Below are 16,577 nucleotides of genomic sequence, written 5' to 3'. Positions count from 1 at the left end.
GTGCAGGGAGCGCCTAACCACGCATTGCCCTGCGAGCGCTGTCGGTGCGCCTGGCTGCGTTACCTATCCACACATCGGCACCCAGAATCGTTGCACCGGCGGGGCCGGCGAGCACGGGGTTGAACTCCACCAGGGCAATTCCGGGGTGGTCATCCTTGAGTTTGGCCAACCTGGCGGCGATGTCCTCAAGGGCAGGTACGTCCACGGCTGGGAGGCCTTGGTAGCCGAACAGTTTTCTGGAAGCCCGCGGTGAGCGGATGAGGTCATGCAGATCTGCCGCGGACAACGGTGGGACCCGGTGTGCCCAATCGTCCAGCAGATTCACTGCGTCCCCTGCCAAGCCGAATGACACCACTGGACCCAGCAAGGGATCCTCCATGGCACGGAAGGTGCACGCCTGGCCTACCGGGGCCATTGCCTGAACTTCAAGCGACGGCGAACCGTAAGGTTCCAGTGCACGCTTCATCTGGGCGATGTTCTGCAGCAAGGACTCTGCATCTTCAATGTCCAGCCGGACCCCGCCCAGGTCCAGGCGGTGCCTCAGGGCGGGATCAGTGGTCTTCAGAACCACTGGCCAGCCCACGCGTTCGGCTGCTTCAACAGCTTCCTCCGGTGTCCCGAAGCCGATTGTGGGCACCACGGCGATACCGTAGCGAGCGAGTAATTCTGCGGCAGCACCGGCGTCGAGCTTGCGGAGTTTCTCGCCCGTCACGCCGGTCAGCATCCTGGCCAGGGTTTCCTGGGTCCCTTCGACGTCGCAGCCACCGGGCTCAACGAAAAGGCCTTGGTCGCGATCCAGCCATTGGGCGTAGCGAACGATCGCGGCCAGGGCGCCTACTGCGGCACCTGCGTTGGAATAGCAGGGCAGTAACGGACCATCGGAGCTGCCGATCATTCCTTCCACGGGGATGGAGGGGTCCAGAATTCCGGTGAACACTGCCACCACCGGCTTGCCGGCTTCCGCCGCACACTCGGCCAGGACACCGGCCAGCGCTTCTACAGTGAGTCCGCGTGCAGGCAGGAGTGCGGCCACGATGGCGTTGACAGATTCGTCCGCGAGGCTTGCCCGCAGGCTCTCCCGGAGCGCTGGGAGGGCGAGTGACATACCGGCGTCGAGGTCCACGTCCGTTACCATCCGGTTGACATCGAGCCCAAGGGGTCCGGCACTGTCAGCGACGACTTTCGCCAAGGCGACGGAATTGGAGTAGACAGCCACACCGGGGCCGGCGGGCAATGCCTGGGAGGAGACGATCTGGGCGATATCCATCAATTGCTCGATGGTTCCCACCCTGATGACGCCTGCCTGCCGCATCATTGCATCCACTGCGGCGGCGGGTGCTTGCGTGGTCCGGACTTCATGTCCGGGCGGAAGGCGGAGGCCGGTGACGTCGGATTTTGCGACGATCACCGGTTTGCTCCGGGACAGCCTGCGGGCCAGCCGGGAGAACTTACGGGGATTCCCGATTGACTCAAGGTACAGCCCTACTGCGGAGGTATCGGCGTCGTCCTCCCAGTACTGCATGGCGTCGTTGCCCGAGACATCCGCGCGGTTCCCGGCGGAGAGAAATGTGGACAGGCCCAACCGGCGCCGCCTGGCCGCCGCGTAGACGGCAACACCCACGGCCGCTGACTGGCTGAAGAGGCCCAGGCCCCCGCGGGGCGGCATGCTCGGAGCCATGGAGGCGTTGAGCGATACAGCCGGATGAGTGTTCAGTATCCCCAAGGACTCGGGCCCAATCACCCGCATGCCATTGGCCCGGGCGCGCCGCACCAACTCATGTTGGCGCGCAAGGCCCCTCTCGCCGTCGTCGGCGAATCCGGCGGTTGCCACCACGATGCCCTTGACGCCCGCCGCTGCGCAGTCGTCCACTACCTTGGGCACTTCCTCGTAGGGAACTGCGATGATCGCCAGCTGCACGGGCCCGGGGATCTCCGATAAGCGGGCAAAGGAGATCATGCCGGCGAGCTCGAAGGCCTCGGGGTTGACCGCATAGACCGGGCCCTCAAAGCCACCCTCAATAATGTGTTCCAGGAGTTGGTAGCCTACTGTCCCCCATTTGCGGCTGGCACCAATGACAGCCACCGACGACGGCGCCAGCAGGTCGCGCACGCTGCGGGCCTCTGCACGGTGTTCGCGGGACTCCATCACCGCCCGCGATTTCTCGGTGGGGTCGATATTGAACTCGACGCTCACCACGCCGTCGTCAAACCCGCGCTTGAGGTCGTAGCCGGCATCAGCGAACACCATGAGCATCTTGCGGTTTTCGGGCAAGACCTCAGCGATGAATCGACGAATACCTTTCTCGCGGGCGGCCGCGGCGAGATGCTCCAGGAGGATCGAGCCGATACCGCGGCCCTGATGGGCGTCCGAGATGTTGAAGGCCACCTCGGCTTCGTCGGGGTCCTCCAGCCGGTCGTAGCGGCCCACGCCCATGATTTCGCCACCGATCGTAATGACGAATGCCACCCGGTTCACATGGTCCACTTCAGTGAAGCGCCGCACTTCTTTTCCGGACAGTTTGGGCTTGAAGGAGAAAAACCGCATATAGATGGAAGCCTGCGATTGACCGGCGTGGAAGGCCTGCAGGGCGTCTGCGTCCTGGGGGCGGATGGGACGGAGGTGGGCTGTCCCGCCGTCGCGCAGGACGACATCGGCCTCCCAATATTCCGGATAAATGCCGACGCCGGGCTGATCCACCATAGGCTTAGCCTAGCTAAAACATCCGCAGTACATCTTTAAGGATCCACCGACCCCATGGCCCGCAGCCAAACTCCCGCACGCAAAGGCGAGCCTCTCGGCGATTTCACCGAGAACATCGTCGACATCGACGTCACTTCCGAGATGGAGGGCTCCTTCCTGGAGTACGCCTACTCGGTGATCTATTCTCGAGCCCTTCCTGACGCACGGGATGGCCTTAAACCGGTTCAGCGCCGCATCCTCTACATGATGGCGGACATGGGTTTGCGCCCGGACCGGGGCCACGTCAAGAGTGCGCGCGTCGTGGGCGAAGTCATGGGAAAACTCCACCCGCATGGCGATGCCGCAATCTATGACGCCATGGTCCGCATGGCCCAGGACTTTTCCCTGCGCCTGCCGTTGATCGATGGCCACGGCAACTTTGGATCGCTCGACGACGGTCCTGCCGCCCCGCGTTACACCGAGGCGCGCCTGGCAGCGGCGGCGCTGAGCATGACGGACCACCTCGACGAAGACGTCGTGGATTTCGTCCCCAACTACGACAACCAGTTGACCCAGCCTGAGGTCCTTCCGGCAGCGTTTCCCAACCTGTTGGTCAACGGCACTACGGGCATTGCAGTCGGCATGGCAACGAACATGGCTCCGCACAACCTCGTTGAGGTCATCGCGGCCGCACGTCATCTGATCGCGAACCCGGACGCGACGCTGGATGACATCATGAAGTTCGTCCCGGGTCCGGACCTTCCCACGGGTGGCCGCATCGTGGGCCTGGACGGCATCCGCGATGCCTACGCCACGGGCCGCGGTTCCTTCAAGACGCGCGCCAAGGTGGAAGTGGAGCAGCTCTCTGCCCGCCGGACCGGCCTGGTGGTGACCGAGCTGCCCTACATGGTTGGCCCGGAAAAGGTCATCGAAAAGATCAAGGACGCCGTCAACGCCAAGAAGTTGACCGGCATCAGCGATGTAGTGGACCTCACGGACCGCAACCATGGCCTGCGCCTGGTCATCGAGCTGAAGAACGGCTTCAACCCCAACGCCGTGCTTCAGCAGCTGTACCGCTATTCGCCCATGGAAGATTCCTTCGGCATCAACAATGTCACCTTGGTTGACGGCCAGCCGCAGACCCTTGGCCTGCTGGAGCTCCTGCAGGTTTACGTGGACCACCGTCTGAACGTGGTCCGGCGGCGGACGGCTTTCCGCTTGGGCAAGAAGAAGGACCGCCTGCACTTGGTGGAGGGCCTGCTGATCGCGATCGTCGATATCGACGAAGTCATCCAGATCATTCGTTCCTCTGATGAAGCTTCCGCAGCCCGTGAACGGCTGATGTCCATCTACGACCTCACCGAGATCCAGGCCAACTACATCCTGGAACTGCGCCTACGGCAGCTGACCAAGTACTCCCGCCTTGAATTGGAGAAGGAGCAGGACGAGCTTCGCCGCGAGATCGAAGCCCTTGAGGCCATCCTTGCCTCCGACGAGCTGCTCCGCGACCTCGTTTCCGGTGAGCTGGCCGAAATCGCCACGAAGTACGGTACTCCCCGACGCACCGTGCTCCTGGAGTCCGAGGCAGTCTCACCCACGGTCGCCGCGGCCCTTGCGGCTGCGGTACCTGGGCCCAAGGGCAAGGCCGCAGCCCTCCCCCTCGAAATCCCGGACGACCCCTGCTGGGCCCTCCTCAGCGTGTCCGGACAGATCGCACGGACAACCAACCAGGAACCGCTGGCCGAGGCTGGTCCGCGGGCGAAGCACGACGTCTTCCGTTCGGTAGTGAAGACCACGGCTCGTGGTGAGATTGGCGCCGTCACTTCCCTGGGCCGGATGTTGCGCCTACAGGTCATGGACATGCCCGCCCTACCCCCTGTCGGAAGCCTTCCAAACCTGGCCGGTGGAGTGCCGGCCAAGGATTTCATCACTCTTCTCAAGGGCGAGACGTTGGTTGCATTCGTTCCGTTGGATGCCATCCTTGCCGTTGGAACTGTGCAGGGCGTGGTGAAGCGTGTTCAGCCCGAGTACCCCCTGAACCGTGAGGACTGGGAAATCATTTCGCTCAAGGACAAGGACACCGTTCTTGCCGTGGAACCCGCCCAGGAGGACGACGTCGAACTCGTCTTCGTCACCAAACAAGCCCAATTGCTGCGGTTCAGTGCGTCAAACGTGCGTCCGCAAGGCCGGACGGCTGGTGGCATGGCCGGCATCAAACTCGCTGACGGCGACGAAGTCATCCACTTTGGCACCGTGCGCCCGGACGATCCCGCCGCCGTCGTTGTCACTATTGCAGGAACAAACGGCGCCCTGCCGGGCACGGCGCCGGGGACCGCGAAGGTGACTGCTTTCGACGAATATCCATCCAAGGGACGCGCCACCGGCGGTGTCCGCGTACACCGCTTCCTCAAGGGCGAGGACACCCTTCTCCTTGCGTGGGCCGGACACGGACCAGCAAAGGCGTCATCGGCCGCCGGTGTGGCCAGGGCACTGCCCCACGAGCATGGCCGCAGGGACGGCTCAGGCGTGCCGCTGTCACAGCCGGTGGAGGCGATCGGTCCGAGCATGGCCTGGGAGGAAACGGCTGCGGCAACCGAGTAGTAATCCTGCAAGGAAATACAGCAGGGCCGGCGGTTACAGACCACCGGCACTGCTGTTGCTTTGGCCCCTGTCAGGCCATTTCGGGCTGGGCTAGGCGTTCTGGTTGATGCTCAGTATGTTTCCCTCGGTGTCCAGGAACCAGGCTGCTGCGCTTCCGTCCGGCATCGTCGCGATGCCGTTTTCAGTCTTGAGCCCCGGGAAGTCGTAGTCTTCGAACTCGACGCCCTTCTCGCGAAGTTCCGCCATCGTGGCCGCGACATCACTGACCATCCAGCCCATCTGGGTGTTCTTGGCCGTACCTGCATTGGATGTTTGGTAAATGAAGAAGCCGGTCCCGTCCCCGCACCTGTACTGGAGGTTGTCGTCGGCGTCTGGATTTTCTGGTTCGAGTCCGAGTTTCTCGCTGTAATACGCGCGGGCCCGGGCAATATCCGATGCCGGAAGAACGGCACCCACTTGCTGATCCTTGAGCATGTTTTTCTCTTTCCGACTCTCTCCCCGGAGCGAACTTTACTCCTGGGCGGCAACGAAGTCAGGGGCAAACAGATGTTGGTTTTACCCCATGCCTGAGATTGCCGGCGGTGACCCTTTAGACTGGCGGCATGCCGATCATCCCTGACGAAAAAGACTGGACGTGGGTGCTGTCAAAGCCCTGCCCCGAATGCGGCTTTGACGCCTCCACAGTGACGCCGTCCACGGTCCCGGGGACTGTGCTGAATATGCTTCCAAGGTGGCGCGCCGTCCTGCGCCGCGAGGACGTCGCGGTACGCCCGAATGACCACACGTGGTCTCCCCTGGAATATGCCTGCCACGTTCGCGATGTCTTTAGCCTCTTCGATAAGAGGCTGAATCTGATGCTGAGTGATGACAACGCCGAATTCGCCAATTGGGACCAGGACCAAGCGGCCATCGACGGCGAATATGGACGTTCGGATCCCCGCACTGTCTCTGACGAGCTGATCGCGGAAGGGGAGCAGATCGCCGAGTCCTTCGCACGTGTTGTGCAGGATGAATGGCAGCGTACAGGGCGGCGAAGCAACGGTTCCGAGTTCACAGTGCTCACGTTCTCGCAGTACTTCCTCCACGACGTTGTCCATCACCTCCACGATGTGGACGGCTAACGGCGCCGGGCTATAGCATCTTCTCCCACGTCATGCTCCGGTTCACCGGGCTGTACCCCATGCCAAGGTAGAGTGCCAGGGCACCGGTTGGATTGGCAGAATCGACGTCCAGCGATGCAATGTCCATCCCGGCGGCGGTGAATCGTCGCAGGGCATCTGCCAGCAGTGCTTGCGCTATTCCCCGGCCACGGAACGCACGCCGGACACCAAGCAGTTCGGTATAGCCCTCCTTGAAACCCCGGTCAACCGCTGAAGCCGGATCGTAGCTGGCCAGCTGGTATCCAGCTACCTCGCGCGTGGAAGCGTCAATCACCACGGCGCTCCAATCAGGCCGTGCTGTGGGTTCCTCAACGGTAAACCGCCAGGTTTCTTCGTCGCGTGGCTCGCTTCCCCAGTGGTCCCTGAAGGCATCGTTGTGGGCCAGGCGAACGGCCTCGTGCAGGGATGGGTCAAACGTGCATAGTTCCAATTCGGGCTCAAGCCGTGCTGCTGGAGCAGGTTGGGAAGCAGGCCCTGACAACGGCCTATGCATTTCATTGAACCAGCGCACAATGTCATAGCCCCTGGCCCGGAGTACCGCCGCCTGGTGCGGGTGTTGTTCTTCCGTTTGAATGCGGAGGCGGGGCGGCGCAGCACTATGCCCTGCTGCCTTGTCAGCGTGAAACCTTCTCCGGGTCTGTGCTTCCTGCCAAGCGAGGACAGCCGCACCGACGCCGCGGCGTTGCCAGTCCGGGTCTACGCATCCCATGCCTGTGGCTTTGTCCCCTTCGGGGTTTTTCGTGATTCTCCCGTACGCTCGGGCAACGCCATCCGCATCGAATCCCAGAAGCGTGTTGGTCCTGGGATCATTCTTGGTGGACTCCAGGACGTGGACAAGGTCGCCACGCTTTTCGAACCAGACAGGATGCTCGACGGCGGCAGTCCGGGCGATCAGTTCCGCCCAGTTGTCCAGGTCTGCAGTTGTGGCAGGCCGCCACTGCAGGCCCGTTTGGCTGGCATCGGGCTGAATAAGGGGTGGAACCTCAGAAGGCATGCCAACAGGCTACTGGGGAGTAGGCACTCGCACCAGCTCAGCCGCGCTGGGGAGCTCGAGCCTGGCATCGGCTGGATCGATGTCCTCGGAGTTGTGCGTCACCAACACCACCGTGACGTTCCGTAAACCCCGGCGAAGGGTGGCCATCATTTCGCGTGCAGCTGCAGCGTCAAGGTGCGCCGTAGGCTCATCCAGCAACAGTACGCGCGCGCCGGTCAGGAGTGTCCTGGCCATGGCGAGGCGCTGCCGCTCTCCACCGCTGAGGAATGCCCCGCCTGATCCAATGCGCGTGTCGAGCCCCTCCGGCAAAGTGTCCACCAACACGTCAAGCCCCACGTCCTGCAAGGCCTCGCGCATTTCCTGTTCGTTGGGCTTGTTCCCCGCGGGCCTCGCCAGAAGGAGATTCCCCCGGATGGTGGAGTCGAAGAGGTGGGCTTCCTGGGGGCACCACGCCGCGGTTCCCGTGAGCAGGGCCCTGCCTTCCTTCACAGGCAGGAAGCCAAGGAGGACGGAAAGCAGCGTCGATTTGCCGGCTCCCGAGGGGCCGGTGACTGCCAGCCATCGGCCTGGCCTGGCCTCAGCGGTAACTCCTGAGAACACCGTGGGGCCACCTGGCCATGCAGCGGCAATTCCGTTCAACTCCAGCCCCGCCTTGCCATCGCGGTCAGGCAAAGGGTGCGTACCGGCGTCGTTTTCTGCGTTGTCCACCTCGGCGGGGGCGGACAACGCCCCAGTAGCTGCCACGCGCCCCAGGATGTCTGCGAGCGCAGGGCCTTGGCGGACGGCGGAAACGGTTGCCGCAAAAGGCTCCACGAGGGCCAGTTGCATGAGCACAATCACGGCAACCAGGGCAGGAGCGGCGGAGCCATCCTGAACGGATTCGGCGCCCAGGAGTGCCGCCCATAGGGCGGCGAGCGAGCAGGCGAGGACGGTGACGGCTTGGCCGAGACCTTCGGCCCAGGCAGAACGTTGCGCCGAAACAGTAGCGACACGATCCTTCTCCCTGAGTGCGGTCAGGATGCGTCCGGCCACACCGTTGGCGGTTAGTTCGGCGCGGGCATCGAGGGCGGCCGCAACATCGCGGAGCACCACCGAGCGCAGCTGTTGTTCTGCCTTGGCGGCGTTCCGGTCAGCAAGTACGGCAAGGAGCGGCGCAACAATGAGTCCCACTACGGTGGCAGAGGCAACGGCGGGCACGGCAACGGGCAACACCATGGCAGTTGCGACGACGGCCGCAGCGCCCACGCCCACGGCAGTCAACGGAGGCAGGGCGACCCTCGGGAGAAGGTCCCTGAGTGTGTCAACGTCGTCCACGATGGAGCCCAGGACGTTGCCGCCTTGCAAAAGCCGGCGAAGTGACAGTGCACGGCGGCTCAGGTTCGCCCAGAGCGTCCCGCGCAGGCGTGTCATCGCGGCAAAGACGGCGTCGTGAGTCAGGAGCCGCTCGCAGTAGCGAAGGACGGCCCTGCCGATGCCGAAGAAACGCACACCAACGATCGCTCCCAGGAGGTACAGAATGGGTGGCTGTTCGCTGGCCCGGATGATGAGCCACCCTGACAGGCCGGACAGGGCGACTGCGAAAAGTGCGGCGAGGACTCCTACCAAGGCCGCCGCGGCGAATTTGGCCTGAACCGGCCGGAGGACCAGCGCGAGCCGTTGCACGTTGGGAAGCCATCCCTGGTTGAAGGCTGTGCGAAGGGCCCCGTTCTGTGCTTTCAGGCTGCCTGAGTTCGCCCCGGCAGTGACAGTCAGGGAGGTCTGATATGCGGTGGTTGAAACGACGGTGGCGGTAGAAGCAGCACTTCGTTCCGGCACGCCCGTAGGCCGCTTCGCTGCGGTTAAGTGCTCCACCCGGACTACGTGTTCGGCGAGCGCCCTGGTGCCGGAGTCGTGTGCTACCAGGATTACGGTGGCAGAGCCTCGAAGGGACGTGATGGCAGAGCGGACAACGCTGGCTGAGTAGTGATCCAGATGTGCGGTGGGCTCGTCCAGAAGCAGCACGGCAGCACCGGACTCGAGGCGGGCCAGACCGCGGGCAAGTGCCACGCGGCGCAACTCCCCAGGGCTGAGTTCGGCAGGGTGCTTGGCGGCCAGGTGGTCAGCAGAGACCCTCCGCAGGATGCTTGCCACAGCCTGTGCGGTATCTGCTGTGTGCTGCCCGCCAAGGTACAGCTCGATTTCCTCTCGCACGGTATCGGCCACCATCACGGGGTGTTGCGGTACCCATGCCACGGTGCCCGTTGCCACGCCATTTACCGTGCCGGTCACGGATGCGCTGGGGCCCGGCCCGATAAGGCCTGCCAGGACACCCAGGACTGTGCTTTTTCCGGCGCCGCTGTCTCCGTCCAGCGCCGTGACCGAGCCTGCGGGGGCGGTAAAGTCCAAACGCTCGACGGCGGGTGTGGACCGTCCGGTGTAGGTCACCGTGAGGCCTGTGACCACGATGTCAGCCAGCCCCGCGCGGGATGTCTGGTTGTCGGTAAGTGGCTGGTTATCGGCAAGACGCTGGTGGGTGGGCGCCTTCAACACGGTGTTGGCAGTTCCCAAGGCCGCCCTGCCGTCATCGCTGGCATGGTGGGCGGTACCGAGCTCACGCAGGGGCAAGTAGCAGTCAGGAGCAAGGATCAGTGCCAAAAGCCCGGCTTCCAGGGCCATGTCTCCGGCAACCAGCCGCACGCCGATGAAGACCGCTACGACAGCGACTGAGATGGTTGCTATGAGTTCCAGGGCAAGAGCCGAGAGGAACGCCGTGCGGAGCGTGACCATGGTCCGGCTGCGGTACTGCTCGGAAATGTCTTCGAGTGCGGCACGTTGCTCGCTGGCCCGTCCCAAACCCACCAGCACAGGTAGGCCTTTGGCCAGTTCAAGGATGTGCCCGGACAGTCTGCGCAGTGTAGTTTGGGCGTCCCTGACGCTGTCTTCCGTGTGGCGGCCTATCAGGATCATGAACAGCGGCACCAAGGGAACGGTCAATACGATGACCACGGCGCTCACCCAGTCGGCAAACAGTATCCGTGCGCCGATGAGCAGTGGAACGGTGGCGCAGTTCACCAGGGCGGGCAGGTATTGGGTGTAGTAGTCGTCCAGTGCGTCCAGGCCCCGCGTGGCGAGGATCGCCAGCCCGCCGTCGTTGGTGCCCGCAACGGCAGGTGTTCCGCCCTCCGCCAACGAGCGCTTGAGAAGCTGCGACCGCAGTTCCTCTTTGACCCCCAGCGCGGCACGGCGCGACGCAACGCCCTGGCCCCACACGCTCAAGGACCGTAGCACCGCTCCGACGGCCCCCCACACCAGCCCGTTGGTCCAATCGGACGGACTTCCGGCCAGACCGGCCAGTGCACCGGCCACCGCCTGGCCCATGAGTACCAGCGAAAGCGCCTTAAGGGCTGAGAGCAGGCCTATTCCGTAGAGCGCGGATCGAGTGGCCGGGCCGGAGGGGAACACGGGCTTCATGAGGCGGTTAGGCTCCCGGGTTGGAAGGGTTGGTGTTTTCCTTGGCAACCAACACCTTGGCGGCGATGGCCGGAAGGAAACCGTGCGCTTCGGGAATGTGTGCTGCGCTGACACGGCGCCGGAACACCCAGTATGTCCAGGCCTGGTAGGCAATAACCAAGGGAAGCCCCACCGCAGCCACGATGCTCATCAGGCCCAGCGTGTAGTCCGAGGAGGAGGCATTGGAAATAGTCAGGCTGAACGCGGGATCCAAGGTTGAGGGGATGACCACCGGGAATGCTGCACCGAAGATCGATGCCGTGGCGCACACCACGAAAGCTCCGATCGCGGCGAACGCCCGGCCCTCGGATCCGTTGCGGGCCCACTGCCAGGCCAAAACCACGGACACGACTCCAGCCACCACGATGGCCCAGGTCCAGGCCTCGCCGCTCAGGAGCTGCACCGCAACCATCCAGGCGAGCATGGGCAGGACGGCAACCGGCACCAGCCGCACAAACCAGCGGCGGGCACGCAGCCGCACCTCGCCGTCGGTCTTCAACGCCAGGAAGGCCAAGGCGTGAACCAAGGCGAAGGCGACAACACCGAAGCCGCCCAGGAGGGCGTAGCCGCTGAACCAGGCGAACGGTCCACCGCTGCGGTCCCCATTGGCATCCAACGGCAACCCCGTGGTGGTAAGCGCCAGCGCTGCTCCGATGCCAAAGGCGGCCACAAAGGATCCAATGGCGATTGCCCAGTCCCAGGTGGTGCGCCAGCGTTCAGTGTCCACTTTGCCCCGGTATTCGAAGGCGACCGCCCGGAAGATCAAGGCCACCAGGACGCACAGGAGCGGAAGGTAGAGTGCCGAAAACAAGGACGCGTACCAGAGGGGGAACGCTGCGAAGGTGGCTCCGGCTGCAGTGAGAAGCCACACCTCGTTGCCGTCCCAGACGGGGCCGATGGTATTGAGCAGTACGCGCCTGTCCGTGTTGTTGCGCGCAAACAGCTTCATGAGCATGCCTACCCCGAGATCAAAGCCCTCGAGGAAGAGATAGCCGGTCCACAGTACTGCGATGGCCACGAACCAGATGGTTGGCAACAGTTCCATTGTCTATTCCTCTGTTTCTAGTACGCGAACGCCAGGACGTCGTCGGCTTTGTCGGTGCCGGGTGCGCCGTCGTCGTCGTGGTCACGTTCCTCATCCCTGACGGGGTGCTCGCCCTTGGCGTGGGCGAGTTCGGGCATGGCGGAGGCGACGCCGCCACGGACGTACTTGACCAGGAGCTTGACTTCCACCACCAGCAGGACGGCGTAGATCGCGGTCAGGACAACCAGGGAGGTCATGAGCTCGCCGGGACTGACACCGGGTGAAACGGCAGCGGCGGTGAACATGAAGACCTGGTCTATACCGTTCATGTCAGGATTTGGGGCTACGACGAAGGGCTGCCGGCCCATTTCCGTGAAGATCCAGCCAGCGGCGTTGGCCCCGAACGGTGCCAGGATTCCGAAGACGGCAAGGCGCATGAGCCACTTTGATCCAGGGACGACGCCCTTGCGGGTAACCCACAGGGCCACCAGCGCTGCCAGTGCGGCGACGCCCCCGAAGCCGATCATCATCCGGAAGCCCCAGTAGGTGACTTCCATGACGGGCACGTACTGGATTTCCTGGCCGGCCCGGTCGCCATACAGCGGATTGTCCGGCAAGTGCGTGCCGTACTTCTCCTTGTACTCCCCAAGCAGGCTGTTCACACCCTTCACTTCGGTGGTGAAGTCGCCCTTGGCGAGGAAGGAAAGGATCCCGGGCACTTCGATGACAGCCACGATGTCGTCACAGTTCTTGGCACCCAGGTTGCCGACGCTCAGTACGGAAAAACCGGTGCCGTCGTGGCATGCTGCCTCCGCGGCGGCCATTTTCATGGGCTGCTGCTCGAACATGAGCTTGCCTTGCAGGTCTCCTGTGAGGGCGGTGCCGGCGAAGGAGATCATCGCCACCACGGCGCCGATCCGGAGGGAACGCATCCATACGGTGTAGTCACCCTTGTCGCGGCCCGGGATGTCAGCTTCTCCGACAACCAGCCGGCCGTCCGCGCCAACCACGTCAATGCCGTCATGGCGGCGGCGCCACAAGTGGTACCAGGCGATGCCGAGCAGGAAGGCACCGGCAACACCAAGGGCACCGAAGAGAGTGTGCGGTACAGCAACCAGTGCAGTGTTGTTGGTAAACACCGCCCAGGCATCCGTCATGACAGGCCGGCCATCCACCATCTCAACGCCCACAGGGTGCTGCATCCATGAATTGGCCACGATGATGAAGTAGGCGGAGAAGACGGAACCGATCACGGCGATCCAAAGGCATGCCAGGTGGACACCGCGTTTGAGTTGCTTCCAGCCAAAGATCCAGAGTCCAAGGAAGGTGGACTCTACGAAAAACGCGAGAAGGGCTTCGAGGGCAAGCGGTGCGCCAAAGACATCACCAACGAACCGGCTGTATTCGCTCCAGGCCATGCCGAACTGGAATTCCTGGACGATGCCGGTTGCCACACCCATGATGAAGTTGATGAGGAAGAGCTTGCCCCAGAACTTGGTCATCCGAAGATACTCGGGCTTTCCCGTGCGGTACCACAGCGTCTGAATGACGGCCACCACCAGGCCAAGGCCGATAGTAAGGGGCACCATCATGAAGTGGTAGACGGTGGTGATCCCGAATTGCCAGCGTGCGATTTCCAAGGCGTCCATGGCTGTCCTTTGTCCGGCGGCCCGAAGTGCGGTGTACTTACTTCTACGTTGCGTAGAAAACTAATTCTTCTACACAGTGTAGAACAAATAGCCGAACCACATGCCCATTCTTCAAGTGGCGTTACACACCCGCAAGGGTGAATCGACGTCCGCGGCGCGCCGATAGTTCTACCTCACGTAGAATGAAGTGCCGAAAAGCGGTAGATTTGTTGTGGAATGTTGGATCATCGCTCCCGGGTTGCGGCTTTTGCCACCGGGACGCGGAAGGTAGGGAAGTATTGATGGCGAGTCTTGGGGAACTGGAACGGGCAGTGATGGACCTGCTCTGGGCGGGCCAAGAGGCTGCAACTGCCAACACTCTGCGTGACCTTCTCGCGCAGGACTCCGAAGCCGGGGACGGCACAGCAGGACACCAGGGCAAGGACCTGGCAGTGACCACAGTCCTGACCGTGCTCTCCAGACTGGAGAAGAAGGGCCTGGTGGAACGCGAACGCGGGACCCGGCCACACCGCTATCAGGCCGTTTCGAGCCGTGCGGACCACACCGCGGAACTCATGCACGAAGTCCTTGGCTCGGCTCCCGACCGCGAAGCGGTCCTTGCCCGCTTCATTGGCTCTGTCTCCGAAAGTGAAGCCGCTACCCTGCGCAAACTGCTCGGCTACAATTAGCCAGTATGTTCTGGACCTCATACTTCCTGGCGGTCCTGGCATTGATACTGGCGTGGCCGGTACCCGTTTTGCTTTCGCGCGCGCAATGGCCTGCCCGCTCCCCCTTCACCGCAATGGTCCTCTGGCAGGCAATTGCCCTCGCAGGTGGCCTGTCCATGATCGGCGCAATGCTGGTCTACGGACTGGAACCGATCGGCGAGAACCTCCTCGCGGGGCTCAGGAGCCTGGCCGGCATGGTTTTCAACAACGAGCCAACCACGGCGCTGGGCTTCTGGCACCTCTTCGCCCTGTCTGCGGCCGCACTCCTAACGGCGCACCTGGTCTTCACTCTGCTCTTGACCTACTACAAGATTGAACGGCAACGCAGGCGACACCGCGAATTACTGACTCTTCTGGCATCACCCTCGGACGACGGCCCGGGCACCGTAGTGATCAACCACGACTCCCCTGTGGCTTACTGCTTACCCGGCGGCGCGCGCTCGGTGACAGTCTTGTCCGACGGCCTCATGGCTGCCTTGGAACCTGCGGAGTTGCGGGCTGTGCTCATCCATGAAAACGCCCACCTTTCCCAGCGTCACGATCTCCTGCTCTGGGCGTTCGCAGCATGGCGGCAGGCACTCCCCTGGTTCCCCACCACACGGCTTGCCCAGACAGCCGTGAACTCCCTGATCGAAATGCTGGCGGATGACGTCGCCCTCAGGACCGAAAGCAAAGGCACCTTGATCAAGGCCATCGCCATTGTCTCCAGCGGGTCCTCAACGCCAGGGCGTGGCGGCCAGGCACTCAGCCCGCAGGCACTCGGCGGCGGGGGCGCCGTCGTCGAGGGTGGCAGCATCAGCGCCACCGGCGGGGCAGATTCACCCCGCACGACGGCGTCACGCGTCAGCCGCCTTCTCTCGCCACTGCCTCCACTCGCCACGGCTCTTCGCGCCCTGGTGCTGGCCACCTCAGCCTTGCTCCTCGCTGTCCCCACGGGGCTCCTTATCGTCCCGGGATTGCTTGGTTAAGGACGAAGGTCCGCGCTGGCGGTGTTGTTTCACGGCGGTGTTGTTACATTGAGGGGCGTGAACGTCGATAAGTCACGCTTGAGTGCAGACATCTCCCCCAGCCACCGATGGCCCCTCTATGCGGCCGGCTTCACCACCGCTTTTGGCGCCCATGCCGTAGCCGCCGGACTTGGCGCCGAGAGCGCGGACATCGGTTTGAGCCTGCTTGGCCTGGGCGTCCTGTTGGCCCTGTACGACATCGCGGAAGTCTTCCTCAAACCGGTCTTTGGGGCCGTCAGCGACCGCATCGGGCCCAAACCCGTGATCATCGGAGGGCTCCTGGCCTTCTCCGCCGCGTCCCTGATCGGACTGTGGGCTGATGAACCCCTCATGCTGGCCGCAGCGCGTCTTGGCCAAGGCATGGCTGCTTCGGCGTTTTCACCGGCATCTTCTGCCGGCGTTGCCAGGCTGGCGGGCAAGCACACGGGACGCTACTTTGGCCGTTACGGCTCATGGAAGGGCCTTGGATACGCGATCGGTCCTCTATTGGGCGCTGTCGCGATCATCGCAGGCGGGTTCAGTCTGCTCTTCCTCATCCTCTCCTTATTGGGCTTGGCAGTAGCCGCGTGGGCGGCCATCTCGGTGCCGCGCATGGTGCCCCTGCCCCGACCCAGATACACCATCATTGACGTCTGGAAGCAAAGTACCGAGCGATCATTCCTTGGACCTACCGTGGTGCTGGCGGCCTCGACTGGCGCCTTGGGGGCAGCAGTAGGCTTCCTCCCGGCGCTGGCGGCAAGGGAAGGGCTCGGCACCGCCGGCAGTGTCGCCGTCGTCACGGTATTGGCCTTGGCGTCATCCCTGGTCCAGCCAAGGATCGGACGATTGCGTGACCGGGGAGTCCTCGCAGACCGACCAGGCATGGTGGCCGGTCTGCTCGCCATAGCCCTCGGCGTACTCATCGCGGGCCTTCTACCCGGAGCAGTGGCCATGGACGGTGCAATTTCCATGTATCACGCCGTGCCGATCTACTGTGCTGCCATTTTTATCGGCCTGGGAATTGGCATTGCCACCCCACTGGCCTTCGCGCACTTGGCCGACGCGACTCCCGCTGAACGCCTCGGCCGCACCATGGGTTCGGCCGAACTTGGCCGGGAGCTTGGCGACGCCGGCGGCCCCTTGTTGGTGGGCGGGGTTGCCGTAGCCGCGGGTCTCCCTTGGGGCCTGGGGGCGCTGGCTCTGGCCGTAGGAGCAGCGGCCTTTGCGGCACCAGCTTCGGCGGCTTCGGGCTCCGTTACGAAACCAAGCCGGAAACCGCGGGTCTGA

The 16,577-nt window shown here is 63.5% G+C and carries 11 protein-coding genes; 5 read left to right on the top strand and 6 right to left on the bottom strand.

Annotated elements, in window-relative coordinates:
- Positions 1 to 13 precede the first annotated feature (13 nt).
- A complete protein-coding gene (locus AC1DD7_RS19505; RefSeq protein WP_477516234.1) occupies positions 14 to 2,701 on the bottom strand; it encodes a bifunctional acetate--CoA ligase family protein/GNAT family N-acetyltransferase in 2,688 nt (895 codons plus the stop codon).
- A 54-nt stretch (positions 2,702 to 2,755) separates the two neighbouring features.
- Between AC1DD7_RS19505 and AC1DD7_RS19500 the strand changes: the two genes are divergently transcribed.
- Positions 2,756 to 5,281 carry a DNA gyrase/topoisomerase IV subunit A gene (locus AC1DD7_RS19500; RefSeq protein WP_477516233.1) on the top strand — a complete coding sequence of 842 codons (2,526 nt, stop codon included), beginning with the start codon at positions 2,756 to 2,758 and terminating at the stop codon, positions 5,279 to 5,281.
- A gap of 90 nt (positions 5,282 to 5,371) precedes the next feature.
- On the opposite strand, the gene AC1DD7_RS19495 is transcribed toward AC1DD7_RS19500, so the two are convergent.
- Positions 5,372 to 5,755: a VOC family protein gene (locus AC1DD7_RS19495; protein ID WP_477516232.1), complete on the bottom strand. Its 384-nt coding sequence runs from the start codon at positions 5,753 to 5,755 to the stop codon at positions 5,372 to 5,374.
- Positions 5,756 to 5,883: 128 nt separating this feature from the next.
- Between AC1DD7_RS19495 and AC1DD7_RS19490 the strand changes: the two genes are divergently transcribed.
- Complete coding sequence (locus AC1DD7_RS19490; protein ID WP_431119716.1) at positions 5,884 to 6,402, top strand: DinB family protein; 519 nt, start codon at positions 5,884 to 5,886, stop codon at positions 6,400 to 6,402.
- 10 nt (positions 6,403 to 6,412) lie between these two features.
- Here AC1DD7_RS19490 and AC1DD7_RS19485 read toward each other — a convergent pair whose 3' ends face one another.
- The 4 genes from AC1DD7_RS19485 to AC1DD7_RS19470 are packed head-to-tail and all read right to left on the bottom strand — an operon-like array spanning position 6,413 to position 13,597.
- Positions 6,413 to 7,435, bottom strand: a complete 1,023-nt coding sequence (locus tag AC1DD7_RS19485; protein WP_477516231.1) for a GNAT family N-acetyltransferase — start codon at positions 7,433 to 7,435, stop codon at positions 6,413 to 6,415.
- A gap of 9 nt (positions 7,436 to 7,444) precedes the next feature.
- Positions 7,445 to 10,885, bottom strand: coding sequence for a thiol reductant ABC exporter subunit CydD (gene cydD, locus AC1DD7_RS19480; protein WP_477516230.1), 3,441 nt, complete (start codon positions 10,883 to 10,885; stop codon positions 7,445 to 7,447).
- Between the two features lie 7 nt (positions 10,886 to 10,892).
- Positions 10,893 to 11,969, bottom strand: a complete 1,077-nt coding sequence (cydB, locus tag AC1DD7_RS19475) for a cytochrome d ubiquinol oxidase subunit II (protein ID WP_477516229.1) — start codon at positions 11,967 to 11,969, stop codon at positions 10,893 to 10,895.
- 17 nt (positions 11,970 to 11,986) lie between these two features.
- Positions 11,987 to 13,597: a cytochrome ubiquinol oxidase subunit I gene (locus AC1DD7_RS19470; protein WP_477516228.1), complete on the bottom strand. Its 1,611-nt coding sequence runs from the start codon at positions 13,595 to 13,597 to the stop codon at positions 11,987 to 11,989.
- Positions 13,598 to 13,878: 281 nt separating this feature from the next.
- On the opposite strand from AC1DD7_RS19470, the gene AC1DD7_RS19465 reads away from it, so the two are divergent.
- From AC1DD7_RS19465 to AC1DD7_RS19455, 3 genes are read left to right on the top strand one after another with little or no spacing between them, the layout of a single operon-like run.
- Positions 13,879 to 14,265 (top strand): BlaI/MecI/CopY family transcriptional regulator, encoded by a 387-nt coding sequence (locus AC1DD7_RS19465; protein ID WP_189016115.1) that lies wholly within the window; start codon positions 13,879 to 13,881, stop codon positions 14,263 to 14,265.
- A gap of 5 nt (positions 14,266 to 14,270) precedes the next feature.
- Positions 14,271 to 15,272 carry a M56 family metallopeptidase gene (locus tag AC1DD7_RS19460; RefSeq protein WP_477516227.1) on the top strand — a complete coding sequence of 334 codons (1,002 nt, stop codon included), beginning with the start codon at positions 14,271 to 14,273 and terminating at the stop codon, positions 15,270 to 15,272.
- Positions 15,273 to 15,329: 57 nt separating this feature from the next.
- A complete protein-coding gene (locus tag AC1DD7_RS19455; protein ID WP_477516226.1) occupies positions 15,330 to 16,577 on the top strand; it encodes an MFS transporter in 1,248 nt (415 codons plus the stop codon).

The organism is Paenarthrobacter sp. 10L412 (assembly GCF_056395565.1).
The sequence above is the reverse complement of the archived record's forward strand: the minus strand, read 5'-3'. Positions and strand labels throughout refer to the sequence as shown.

What these genes read in the sequence shown, in the direction of transcription:
- AC1DD7_RS19505 (WP_477516234.1), bottom strand. Translation starts at nt 2,701, where the DNA reads ATGGTGGATCAGCCCGGCGTCGGCATTTATCCGGAATATTGGGAGGCC.
- AC1DD7_RS19500 (WP_477516233.1), top strand. Translation starts at nt 2,756, where the DNA reads ATGGCCCGCAGCCAAACTCCCGCACGCAAAGGCGAGCCTCTCGGCGAT.
- AC1DD7_RS19495 (WP_477516232.1), bottom strand. Translation starts at nt 5,755, where the DNA reads ATGCTCAAGGATCAGCAAGTGGGTGCCGTTCTTCCGGCATCGGATATT.
- AC1DD7_RS19490 (WP_431119716.1), top strand. Translation starts at nt 5,884, where the DNA reads ATGCCGATCATCCCTGACGAAAAAGACTGGACGTGGGTGCTGTCAAAG.
- AC1DD7_RS19485 (WP_477516231.1), bottom strand. Translation starts at nt 7,435, where the DNA reads ATGCCTTCTGAGGTTCCACCCCTTATTCAGCCCGATGCCAGCCAAACG.
- cydD (WP_477516230.1), bottom strand. Translation starts at nt 10,885, where the DNA reads ATGAAGCCCGTGTTCCCCTCCGGCCCGGCCACTCGATCCGCGCTCTAC.
- cydB (WP_477516229.1), bottom strand. Translation starts at nt 11,969, where the DNA reads ATGGAACTGTTGCCAACCATCTGGTTCGTGGCCATCGCAGTACTGTGG.
- AC1DD7_RS19470 (WP_477516228.1), bottom strand. Translation starts at nt 13,597, where the DNA reads ATGGACGCCTTGGAAATCGCACGCTGGCAATTCGGGATCACCACCGTC.
- AC1DD7_RS19465 (WP_189016115.1), top strand. Translation starts at nt 13,879, where the DNA reads ATGGCGAGTCTTGGGGAACTGGAACGGGCAGTGATGGACCTGCTCTGG.
- AC1DD7_RS19460 (WP_477516227.1), top strand. Translation starts at nt 14,271, where the DNA reads ATGTTCTGGACCTCATACTTCCTGGCGGTCCTGGCATTGATACTGGCG.